A 10,548-nucleotide genomic window follows, 5' to 3' on the forward strand; every position below is an offset into this window, starting at 1 on the left:
GACGGATGCGCAGGGTCAACGAGGCCAAGTTCCCGCGCACCAAACGGCTCGCCGACTTCGATCCCGCCCGCCTGCCCGACCTACCACCAGCAACGTTGGCGCACCTGGCCGGCGGGGCGTGGATCGACGCCGGAGAACCACTGGTCCTGCTCGGCGACTCCGGAACCGGCAAAACCCACCTGCTCATCGCCCTGGGTACCGCGGCAGCCGAGCAAGGACGCCGAGTCCGGTATATCACCACCGCGGCCCTGGTAAACGAGCTCGTCGAAGCCGCCGACGACAAGCAACTGTCCCGCGTGGTCGGCCGCTACGCCCGACTGGACCTGCTGTGCCTCGACGAGGTCGGCTACGTCCACCTCGATCCACGCGGGGCCGAACTTCTGTTCCAGATCATCACCGCGCGAGAGGAACGAGCCTCGATCGCCTGCGCCTCAAACGCGCCGTTCAGCGAATGGGGCAACACTTTCACCGACCCCCGACTGGCCGCAGCAGTGGTCGACCGGCTGACCTACAACGCCCACATCATCCAGACCGGCACCGCCTCCTACCGACTGGCCACCACCGCGGCCCAACACCGAAAGGAACCCGCGACCACCTGACCGCCCGGGACGCCAACCACCGGCGCACCCACCCCCAACCCATCACGAGGGTGGGGCCAAATCAAAACAGCACAGCGGGGCCAAATGGGGTTGTCATTCTCAGAGAAAGCAAAAAACTGGATCTTCAGTCGACCGGAATCCACTCAACTCCCGCATCAACGCGCCCTCAGCGAACCGCCGTTACGCACTCCGGATCCGGAAGAGCAGTCAAACTTTCCAGATTCGGACGCCAACGTTGTATCGAAAAGCTACACAAGCGTGACGTTTGGGGACGGACGGCCCTCGTATATGCTTGTTAAGCCTTGCCAGATATCTGTCTGACGGAATTTCTCAGCCGCGCGGTCTGAAGCCGCTTCTCCCATCCCTCGCCGAAGATCGGGATTGGCAGCGAGTTGCAGTACACGGTTTGCCATTTCGCGCCCGTCGTCGATGTCCACCGCGAAACCAGTCTCGCCCTCGACAATAGAGTCGATCGCGCCAGTCGCCCTCGTTGTTATGGTTGGAATGCCCACAGCGGCAGCCTCGAGAACAACGTTCGGGAACCCTTCTCGTTTAGTTGGTAGTATCAGTACGTCAGCAATCGAATATAAAGGGGCCAAATCACGTTGATATTCTACTAGCAGGACATTCGCGCCAGATTCACGAAGCGTCCTGGCGGCGGTTTCGGAATCTACGCGGCCAACAGCAATTACTTTGACGGGCGTGCTCGCGTCTCGTATCCACTTACACATTTCAATAACGGTTGATATGCCCTTGTCTGCGTTAATTCGGCCCACGAAGAGAACTACGAACTCAACAGGAGAGACCTCCAGAGACTCGCGAACCGAAGTCGCCGGCACAGCATTAACTCGCGACTTCCAAGACTCGCTATCAACGCCGTTGCTACTACCAGAGCCAATAAGCATGAGAGGCTTGCGAGTTATGCAACTTGCTCGCATCGAATATCCAACACTTTCGCTAACGACAACTATGTCCGTGGCGCATGCCGAAATTATGCGTTCAATCCAGATGAGTAGACGGCGTCGTTTGCCAGTCTCTCCCTCGAATCGTAATCCCCGGACAACATAGACGCGACGGGGGGTGCGTGCCAGAAACGACGCCAGAGCCGCAAGAAGTGACGCTTTAGGGGTGCCGAAATTGACGACATCCGGCCTGTGTGTACGAAGAAGGCGGAGCCATTCTACAAAAGCTTTCAGATCTGCCGGAATATTGATGTCCCGAGACATGACTATCTCGTGTACTTTCACCGGGTATAGACGCCGGCATTCATCAAGTTCGGGCCCAGGGCTCGCTGCGACATGCACGTCATAGCCTTTTGAATCCATGTATTCTGCCTGGCCCCGAAGAAAGCCTCGGGCGCTTTGCGGGGCGGTGAAACCATAAAGCAGCTTCATTGTTTGTCCTTATTGGTCAATTCAGATGGCTGGGCTAGATTGGATGAGAATGGGCTACGCCTCTACCCGATTTTGAGCAGCTGCTGGGGGCCAAGGTCAGGTTGGTCAACCATTGAGTCGTCTTTCGTAGAGTGATACACCGCTCTAACTTCAACAAATCAAGACCGCCAAGGAGGGAAATAGCCTTCTGTGCTGGCCGTACCTGCTACTTCGATATATGCATGTTGATTCAGCACCATTTTAGACACGCTGAAGTCCGCTAGAGGTGCTGCTGGGCAGAACCCAGCCTTCCACTCGAGTAGGTCGGATTCTTCTCCACCGAACCCACCCCCCAAATGAAAATTAGCGAGGCCGTTAGTCGCGGACCATTCGGCAGCTGTGTAGTAGGCGAGGTAGTTGGCCTTCATATCTCTGCCTGCATCTGACGTTCCTAGCAGGTGTGCATGCAGAGTTTCTCCTCCAACCAGACAAATCAGACCGCAGACAATTTCTCCGTCGAACGCGACTTCAACAAGTAGCAAATCAAAGTCGTCCGCTGAGGCAAGGGCGTCCCAGTACGATTGGCCAAAGCCGTAGTATTCGCTAGCATTCAATCGCTTCATAGACGTGGAGTAAAGATCTGCGAAAGATTGTAAATCTTGGACTTCCTGCCTGGCGCAAACGGTCAAGCCGGATCTCCGGGCCTTCCGGGTGTACTGTCTGTGCTTTTTTTTCATTCCGCTCATTAGCGAGCCGGGATCATCTGTGGGCCAAAGGACCGTCGATCCCAATTGGACTAGTCCTGAGGCTGAATGGGCAAGTCTGTATTGCTGACCGTTGGTCGGGTCTGATCTAAGGAAGGCTGCAATTACATTGTTTCTCGAGGCCCATTGGGCAAAGGCAGGCTCAAAAGACTCGATAGATACAGGGTCGCCGCGCAGGCCGCCGTAGCCATAGGGCGAGGTTGCGTCAAAGTACGGGGTACCGGGTACTTTGCGAAGAAGTAGCGGAAGATGGGCAACTATTCCAGTAGCATCTCCCCTGAATTCGAGACAAACGGGCGCGACGAAATCCGGTTCGACTATTCCCGATATATCGCAGTAGCTCTTTGTGTAGTACGGACTATCAAAGTCTAGTCTGCTCCACTCTGCGAAACCCACTTCGCGAACAGTTAGATCTTCGTAAAGTGTCATAGCAGTTTCTCCCGGTCAAGATACTCGATTATCGAGTTCTGCGCTTCTTTTTCTAGGCCTTGGAAGGGTCGCGACACTTTGAGCTTGGAAGGAATTGATCCCAGATCTGCTTCCGTATAGGACGCTCCGCAATAGTCAAGTATTTCCGAGACTATCTGCACGGGGTCGGAGCACATGTGGGCATAGTCGACGGTGAGGCGATAGGGAGAGTCTTCGAACTTCGCGTCGGAAGCCGCGTTGCGCATATCCGAAATCTGGTGGCACACCATTTCCACATCGGATTGGTAGTGCAACCTCGGCTGCCGGGGTATCGGACCAAGAAATGAACTGGAATCCACGTTGAGCCTACGCCTGAGTCCGACCATGCTGGCAGCAGTATCTCGCACGTCTCTCTGGATATCTATGAACCTGCTGCGGCCCACTTCAGAGGAGATGTAATGGTGATGTATCGGCGCTAAGAAGTTCTTGTATACCGTTGGCGCCTGAAAAGCGTCATTCACAAGGTCCAGTACCCTACGGGCTTCACTTCCGGGCGCAGGTGGCCTGTCTGCCTTAAGGGACATTGAATCGTGTCCCTGCAGTTCCCTCCAGAAGTAACCGAACTCGTGAGGGCCTAGAGGGTCGGAAGTGCGTCCGCCAAGGGATGCCAGTTGAATAGGTGGGGCTACAGCGGAAAGCGCACTTTGAAGAGCCGCACCTACATGGGGAGTGCGCCAGTATGGCGCCATAATGTTGGAGGGGTAGCCCAAGGCTCTGGATTTCGCGAGGAGTTGGAAGAGGAGGGTGGTCCCAGATCTCGGATACCCGGTGATTTGAATGCTGAGTTGATGGCTTGACGTCGGTTGGTCGTCACCAAACTCGCTAAGCGTTGCGCGATTCAGGCGCCGCAGAAAGCCCTCATAATCTGCTCCCTTGGAAATATATTTCAATTCTGCTCCGTTTCGTTTTGTCGTGGATTTATGGAGGCTTGCGCATCTGACTAACCTAGGTCGTCTACCTCTGCTTGGTTTCTGTCATTGGATACAGTAGGCCGAAGTAGGGCGACTGGTGTTTTTAGAAGCGTACGGAGGTAAGCTCTCACTGAAGGCGCAGAGGCGTACTGGGAATCGAGGCTCAGTCGTCTCGACCAAAGGACGGTGTTTCTCCCTGCCACTTGGGCAGGTCCGGTGATTCCCGGCCGCACCAAGAAGCGTGTGTGCTGAAGCCCTCCAGGTATCTTGTGCTCCCATTCGGGAACGACAGGGCGGGGACCGACAAGTGACATCTCACCGCGCAGTACGTTCAATAGTTGCGGTAGTTCGTCAAGCCCACTCCGTCGTAACTTGGCGCCAAACGGGGTTATCCTGGTAGTTGTTGGTACGCCATTGCTGTCCAGATGTAGGTCAGCGTTAGGGATCATTGTCCGAAACTTCACGGCGCTAAATATTGTCCCGTTCTTTCCTAGCCGTTTGTGATGGAAGAGAATGGGTTTACCCTGGTTGAGTAGGCTTGCTGCCGAAAGTGCCGCTAATGCGGTGCCCCAGAGGGGCATTGTCACAATAACGAGCAGTAAGTCAAGAATCCGGGTCGGCAGGGTGTTTGTTGCGTGCTTCAATTGATCTCCAAGTTGTCCAGAGTTTCTGGTTGCCTGGCGCGATCCTATACTGACGAAGTCTGATGTACTGTCTGTCTCGGTCATGGCCGACCTGTTACCAGTGAAAGCGAGACGGTTTTGAAACGCATCCTCATGTCGAAAGCGACCGTTGGTCCCGAGGAGGAGGAAGCCCTGATTCGCGCGATCCGTTCCGGATGGGTGACGCCGTTGGGGCCTGAGGTGGACGCGTTCGAGGCAGAGATTTGTGAGCGCACCGGGCGTCGGCACGCGTTGGCACTCTGCTCTGGAACCGCAGCACTTCATCTCGCGCTACTGGAGCTGGGGGCCAAGCCCGGGACGTGCGTCGTGCTGTCCTCGATGACCTTCGCTGCCACGGCGAACGCAGTGGCCTACACCGGTGCCGATGCTGTGTTCGTTGACTCGGGCGAGTCCGACGGAAACGTCGATCCGCAGCTGATGCTTGAGGCGATCCGCACTCTGCAGGGCGAGGGACGTGAGGTGGTCGCCGCTATCCCGGTTGATCTTTTCGGCCGCTGCGTGGAGTACGACGTACTCGAGACGGGGCTCGCTGAGCTGGGGGTGCCGATGCTCGCCGACGCGGCCGAATCTCTCGGTGCGACCTTCAAGGGAAGGGCCGCCGGAGCGTATGGGCGGGCCGCCGCCTTCTCCTTCAACGGCAACAAGATCATGACCACATCCGGGGGTGGGATGCTGGTCTCCGATGACCGGGAAATGATCAACCGCGCCCGCTACCTGTCCACTCAGGCCCGACAGCCGGCTCCCTGGTACGAACACACCGAGATCGGCTACAACTACCGGATGTCCAACATCCTCGCGGCTCTCGGTCGTGCACAGTTGGCCAAGCTGGACAGCTTCATCGCCCGGAGGCGTGAGATCCGCGCAATGTATGTAGAGGCTTTCGCCGACATCGAGGGCCTCAGGTTCCTCGGATCCGCAGAAGTTGTGGATGGCACGGCCGACAACTGCTGGCTCACCGCAATCGACCTGGGAACCGCCGTCGGAGTGTCTGCCGACGAGATGGTCGCTCACCTGGACGCGCAGGACATCGAGGGGCGTCACCTATGGAAGCCGATGCACCTGCAGCCGGTGTGGCGTAACGCCCGCGCCTTCACCACCGGGGCATCCGAGGCGCTGTTCCGCCGGGGGGTCACCCTGCCCAGCGGGTTCGGCCTCGCGGATTCGGAAGTCGAGCAGGTCATCGAGGCTGTTCGGACCAGGTTGATCCGCCAATAGGCTTCGGCGCGTCGCCAGAGTGCGGACCGGAAGCCCTTCACCGGAAGCCCTAACCGAGCTGGGGCCAAGCGGCTTCTCAGGGCTAATCGTTGGGATAGCGTTGCCTCACGCTGACCGGATTCCCTTAGTCAGTCTGAGCAGACACGGGGACTACGTATGCCACTTTCATCAATCCGGGGCACAGTTGGCTGGGGCGGCACCTTTCTTATTGCCGCAGGGCTTGCAATGGCAATGTCCGCATGTTCACCCCAAGTTCCGCAGTCCCCGACGGAAGCGCAGCCACCGGCCCCGACCGAGACGACGGAGCCCGTCCGCGCCGTCGACATCGCCGCGGGTCAGCAGGACGGGCCGGTTGACGTAGAAGTCGATGGCGGCGCGGCGGGCGTCGGGGTGACCTTCCGTGAGATCACCATCGAGCCCGGGGCCGGCACCGGGGAGCACTGCCACTACGGGCAGCTGATCGCGGTTGTGGAGCAGGGCGAACTCACCCACTACGCCGACATCTATCCCGGCGGCGTCCACGTCTACAGCCAAGGCGAGTCGATCATCGAGGGCGCGGGTTACCCGCACGAGGGGCGCAACGAGGGCGATGAGGACGTGGTGCTGATGGTGACCTACGTGATCCCCGAGGGAAAGCCGCTCGCCGAGACTGACCTGGCGAACTGCGACCACTGAGTCGCGCGGTCAGTCGTCCTCGGCGAGGTCCGGGTCGACGTCGTCGTCGGTGGGCACCACCACCAGCTGTTCGGCCACGTCGGCCGGATCGGCCTCTCGGGTGGGGTCGTCGACGCTCACCTCGGGCGTGTACTCCTCGGCTGCGGTGACGGGATCCGGCTCCGGCGTGTATTCGTCCGGATCGGGGCGGTCCTCGGCAAACATCTCAGGCTCCTCCTTGTCCCACTGTCTCGTTGCGCTGAGGTCATGACTGGCTCGCGGCCTCCTGTGCCTCCACCCTAAGCATCCTGCGGCGAACGGTGCCAGTGGCCGGCGAGGCGTACCTTGGGCCGCACTCGAACGCTCAACCCAGGAGGCACTGTCATGGCGGATCCGCTGTACACCGTTGAAGCCCTGTCCACCGGCGGAGGCCGCGACGGCCACGTCGCCACCGCCGACAAGGCCGTGGATCTGGAGATGGCCCCGCCCACCGAGCTCGGCGGGTCGGGGGAGGGCAACAACCCCGAGCAACTGTTCGCCGCCGGGTACGCAGCCTGCTTCCACTCCGCACTGCAGAGCGCTGCGCGGATGAAGAAGGTGAAGATCGACGGCTCGTCGGTGGGCGCCCGGGTCTCGCTGGTGGCGTCGGGGGAGCAGAGCATCGACCTGACCGTTGACCTCGAAGTGGTGATCCCCGGGCTCGAGTCCGAGCAGGCCAATGAGCTGGCCACGCTCGCTCACGAGCTGTGCCCCTACTCCCGCGCCACCAAGGGCAACATCGAGGTCAGCGTCTCGGTCTCCGACGACTGACACTTGCGGGGGCTAGCCGGCGGCGCGGTGCGGGGCTATCACCGCGCGTCCGCTGACCTTGCCGTCGACAAGCTTCTGGTACACCTCCAGGGCCTGGTCCAGCGGATACACGTGGACCTCCGGGCTGATCTTGCCCGCCCGATACAGGTCCACCACCTCGTGGAGATCCTCGAGAGTGCCCCAGTAGGTGGAAGAGAAGTTGACCTCGTACGGCAGGCGGAAGACGTTCCAGGGGAAGTCGGCGCCGGCCAGACCCACCACGGTCACCGAGCCCTGCTGGGCCACGCTGGCGGCGGCGAGCTCAAGGGTCGGGGCCGCGCCGACGAAGTCGAACACGGCGGTGACGCCGCGGCCGCCGGTGAGTTCCTGGAGCTTCTCGGCGGCTCCCTCGCTCGGGATGCCGATCGCCCCGTCTTTCTCCGCGGCGGCGACGGCCTCCGGCTTGGTGTCGGTGGCGTACACGGTGGCCCCGGTCATGGCCCGGATGATCTGCACCCCCACCAGGCCCAGGCCGCCGAGGCCGATGCACAGCGCGGTCGCGCCCGGGGTGGTCAGGTCGGGCAGCACCCGCTTGATGGCGTGGTACGGAGTGAGGCCGGCGTCCGCCAGGGGAGCGGCGGCGACGGGGTCGGCGTCGCCCAGCGGGATGAGGTTGCGCGCGTTGGTGGTCATGTACTCGGCCATGCCGCCGTCGCGACCGAGCCCGGTGGCCATGTACCCCACTGAGGGCACGTCCTGGCAGTACGTGTCCTGCCCACGCGAGCACGGCTTGCAGCGTCCGCAGCCGATCGGACCGTAGACCAGGAACGCCTCGCCCGTGTTCAGGCCGGTGACGCCGGGGCCCAGCTCCTCGATCCATCCGGAGACCTCGTGGCCCAGGGTGAACGGCGGGGTGAGGAAGCCGGTGGGGTCGCCGGGGAACTCGTGGAACAGGCCCACATCGGAATGGCAGGCGCCGGAGCCAGCCACCTTGAGCAGCACCTCGCCCGGACCGGGAGTAGGTCTGTCGACCTCCTTGAGTACGGGGAAGGTCTTGAAACCTTCAAACACGACTGCCTTCATGGCGGCGCTCCTCGCTGACTCGCCTGAGGGCGCACCGGACGAGTGACGCCCATCACAAGTATGCCCTTTCGTGCATGCAATCGGGTGGCGAACACCTCGTCGTCGTGTTCTTCTTTCTCCTTTGATGCGCGGTCAGGTCCGGGTCTGCTGCTCGCGGTCCCGTTCCACGCTCCGCCGCGGGCGCCAGACGGGCTCGAGGGCGGCGTCCTCCTCGGCGGTGGCGACCCGGAACGGGGGCTCGGCCGGAGTGGGCACGCCCTGTGCTTCCTGATCCCTGTGGCGCGCAGGCTGCCGAACACCTCGTCGGTGACGGCGAAGATGGCAGGGATGGAGCCGACGGCAAAGCGATGTCGGTGGTCTCAATGAGCACCAACACGGCCAGCAGGGGAGTGGTCATGATCAGCCTGCCCTTGCAGACCAGCAAGCGCTGGCCGTGGAAGGTATCGGCCATGGGGATCAGGCGGCGGAACGCCGCGAGCAGGCGGGACTGGTCGGGGTTGAGGTGCTCGTCGCACTGGCGGACTATCCGATAGCGACGTTGTCCTCCGCCAGGGCTTTCTCGATGAGGTAGCCGGCGAAGTATTGCTGGCCGAAGTCGGCGCCCCAGACGGCCCAGATGATCGCGCCGAAGCCCACGCCGAGGGCGACCCAGACGGCCGACCAGGTAGCGGTTTCGCGGACGCCGATCACGTGAGCTCTGCGGTGGGCGACAAGGTCGATCGCCAGCGTCAGGACGATGAACGCCAGGACTGCAAGCCGGAGCCAGAGGGGTGGGTGCATGACGGGACCTGTCGACCAGTGGGTGGTCGAAGGTCTCTACCGGCCCTTTTGGGCCCGCTCCGCCGGGCCCGTGGGCCGTGGTGACGACGAAGCGTGTGAGGGATACTCCCCTTCTGGTGGCGCAAGGCTGGCGTAAGAGTGGAGTTGGGTTCAGGGCGCAGTCCGGAGGCAGGAGTAGAGGATCGCCTCGATGCCGGAGGTAACCTCCTTGAGATTAAAAAAGGGAGTTTATGGTGGAGTCGGCCGTCACGCGCCGGCACTCGCACCCCGCGTCTCACGGCCCGCCACTTCCGCCACCGAGCGGGCTCGCTGCCCCTCGCCTGCAGACAGGGACCACATGACCTCACGCACTACCCGCACCATCGCCTCCGGCGCCGCCGCACTGCTCATCGCGTCCGGGCTGGCCGTAGGCACCGGAGCCGCTGTCGCCACCGCCGACACCTCGGCGTGCGCCACCGCCCAGACCGTGACCTTCAACGACATCAACACCCTGGGCACCAACTACTACCTCAACAAAGAGGTCGTCGGCGACGGGACCGCGGCCCCCGGCGGCACAGTGACGTTCCGGACCACGGTGAGCGGTGCGGGCGCCCTGGTCACGCGCATCGACGACTTCCACCCGGCCGGCTTCGAACTGGTCCAGGCCCGCTCCAGCATCTGGTACCTGCTGGGTGGACAGACGTGGACGACCGTGACCGACGATGTGAGCCGCGATTCCGCGAGCAACTCCGTCTACTACTCGGGAGCCGGGTGGACCACCGCCGGCAACGCCAAGGCCACGCTCGAGACCACGTACCGAGTGCCCGCCGACGCCACCCCGGGCGAGGTGCTCAACACCGGCGCGGCCACGAACCTGGCGCTGGTGAGCGGCCGGCGGGTGGCCAACCCCATCAACACCTGCGTGACCATCCGCGAGCCCAACCCGACCGAGGTCGTGACCGGCAGCCTCGACGGGCTGGGCCTGGGATCGGTGACCTCCGGGTCGACCGCCCTCGGCGACATCGGGGCCGACCCGGCCATGTTCTCCGCCGACCTGATCAACGGGCTCGACCTGGGGCAGCTGATCGGTGGCCTGGCGGGGAGCTGATCGCGGGGGCGCGGCGGCGGGACTTGTCGTCGTCGCGCTGTCTGGTCTGATCCACGCGCCGGCGGCAACCGACTGGCGGCAACCGATCTGCGGTGTCTGACCGGCAGCAACAGGGGCCGGCTCGCTCTATGGCGAGCCGGCC

12 protein-coding genes are annotated in these 10,548 nt (G+C 62.0%); 5 read left to right on the forward strand and 7 right to left on the reverse strand.

The features are described 5' to 3' along the window. On the forward strand, nt 1-599 hold a 599-nt coding region (istB, locus tag G6027_RS18080; protein WP_182638340.1), incomplete at its 5' end, for an IS21-like element helper ATPase IstB. A 248-nt stretch (nt 600-847) separates the two neighbouring features. Here the strand turns inward: istB and G6027_RS18085 are convergent. From G6027_RS18085 to G6027_RS18095, 3 genes are all read right to left on the reverse strand, one after another. Next, nucleotides 848-1,993, reverse strand: a complete 1,146-nt coding sequence (locus tag G6027_RS18085; protein WP_182638327.1) for a glycosyltransferase family 4 protein — start codon at nt 1,991-1,993, stop codon at nt 848-850. A 158-nt stretch (nt 1,994-2,151) separates the two neighbouring features. Beyond that, complete coding sequence (locus G6027_RS18090) at nt 2,152-3,165, reverse strand: GNAT family N-acetyltransferase (RefSeq protein ID WP_182638328.1); 1,014 nt, start codon at nt 3,163-3,165, stop codon at nt 2,152-2,154. After that, nucleotides 3,162-4,094: a sulfotransferase gene (locus G6027_RS18095; protein ID WP_182638329.1), complete on the reverse strand. Its 933-nt coding sequence runs from the start codon at nt 4,092-4,094 to the stop codon at nt 3,162-3,164. The genes G6027_RS18090 and G6027_RS18095 overlap by 4 nt, the downstream gene beginning before the upstream one ends. A gap of 797 nt (nt 4,095-4,891) precedes the next feature. Here G6027_RS18095 and G6027_RS18105 point away from each other — a divergent pair. Next, a complete protein-coding gene (locus G6027_RS18105) occupies nt 4,892-6,013 on the forward strand; it encodes an aminotransferase class I/II-fold pyridoxal phosphate-dependent enzyme (protein WP_182638331.1) in 1,122 nt (373 codons plus the stop codon). Nucleotides 6,014-6,403: 390 nt separating this feature from the next. Beyond that, nucleotides 6,404-6,688 carry a cupin domain-containing protein gene (locus G6027_RS19555; protein ID WP_182638332.1) on the forward strand — a complete coding sequence of 95 codons (285 nt, stop codon included), beginning with the start codon at nt 6,404-6,406 and terminating at the stop codon, nt 6,686-6,688. Nucleotides 6,689-6,697: 9 nt separating this feature from the next. Here the strand turns inward: G6027_RS19555 and G6027_RS18115 are convergent, their stop codons facing one another. Beyond that, nucleotides 6,698-6,892 (reverse strand): hypothetical protein, encoded by a 195-nt coding sequence (locus G6027_RS18115; protein ID WP_182638333.1) that lies wholly within the window; start codon nt 6,890-6,892, stop codon nt 6,698-6,700. Between the two features lie 159 nt (nt 6,893-7,051). Between G6027_RS18115 and G6027_RS18120 the strand changes: the two genes are divergently transcribed. After that, entirely contained in the window at nt 7,052-7,477 is a 426-nt protein-coding gene (locus tag G6027_RS18120) for an organic hydroperoxide resistance protein (protein ID WP_182611330.1), read from the forward strand. Between the two features lie 12 nt (nt 7,478-7,489). Here the strand turns inward: G6027_RS18120 and G6027_RS18125 are convergent, their stop codons facing one another. The 3 genes from G6027_RS18125 to G6027_RS19260 all read right to left on the reverse strand — a co-directional run bounded on the left by G6027_RS18125 (nt 7,490) and on the right by G6027_RS19260 (nt 9,319). Next, the gene (locus tag G6027_RS18125) at nt 7,490-8,539 is read right to left on the reverse strand and encodes an NAD(P)-dependent alcohol dehydrogenase (RefSeq protein ID WP_182638334.1); all 1,050 of its coding nucleotides are present in this window, start codon (nt 8,537-8,539) and stop codon (nt 7,490-7,492) included. 132 nt (nt 8,540-8,671) lie between these two features. Continuing rightward, entirely contained in the window at nt 8,672-8,794 is a 123-nt protein-coding gene (locus G6027_RS19385) for a hypothetical protein (protein WP_277612371.1), read from the reverse strand. Between the two features lie 267 nt (nt 8,795-9,061). Beyond that, nucleotides 9,062-9,319, reverse strand: coding sequence for a hypothetical protein (locus G6027_RS19260; RefSeq protein WP_241727277.1), 258 nt, complete (start codon nt 9,317-9,319; stop codon nt 9,062-9,064). A 337-nt stretch (nt 9,320-9,656) separates the two neighbouring features. Here G6027_RS19260 and G6027_RS18135 point away from each other — a divergent pair, with 337 nt between their 5' ends. Continuing rightward, nucleotides 9,657-10,406, forward strand: a complete 750-nt coding sequence (locus tag G6027_RS18135; protein WP_182638335.1) for a hypothetical protein — start codon at nt 9,657-9,659, stop codon at nt 10,404-10,406. Nucleotides 10,407-10,548 lie beyond the last annotated feature (142 nt).

This window comes from Dietzia sp. SLG310A2-38A2 (genome assembly GCF_014145095.1).
Lineage (GTDB): Bacteria > Actinomycetota > Actinomycetes > Mycobacteriales > Mycobacteriaceae > Dietzia.

Excerpts from the sequence above, each read along its gene's own strand:
- G6027_RS18090 (WP_182638328.1), bottom strand. The coding sequence starts at position 3,165 with ATGACACTTTACGAAGATCTAACTGTTCGCGAAGTGGGTTTCGCAGAG.
- G6027_RS18120 (WP_182611330.1), top strand. The coding sequence starts at position 7,052 with ATGGCGGATCCGCTGTACACCGTTGAAGCCCTGTCCACCGGCGGAGGC.
- G6027_RS19260 (WP_241727277.1), bottom strand. The coding sequence starts at position 9,319 with ATGCACCCACCCCTCTGGCTCCGGCTTGCAGTCCTGGCGTTCATCGTC.
- G6027_RS18135 (WP_182638335.1), top strand. The coding sequence starts at position 9,657 with ATGACCTCACGCACTACCCGCACCATCGCCTCCGGCGCCGCCGCACTG.
- G6027_RS18115 (WP_182638333.1), bottom strand. The coding sequence starts at position 6,892 with ATGTTTGCCGAGGACCGCCCCGATCCGGACGAATACACGCCGGAGCCG.
- G6027_RS18125 (WP_182638334.1), bottom strand. The coding sequence starts at position 8,539 with ATGAAGGCAGTCGTGTTTGAAGGTTTCAAGACCTTCCCCGTACTCAAG.
- G6027_RS18085 (WP_182638327.1), bottom strand. The coding sequence starts at position 1,993 with ATGAAGCTGCTTTATGGTTTCACCGCCCCGCAAAGCGCCCGAGGCTTT.
- G6027_RS18105 (WP_182638331.1), top strand. The coding sequence starts at position 4,892 with ATGTCGAAAGCGACCGTTGGTCCCGAGGAGGAGGAAGCCCTGATTCGC.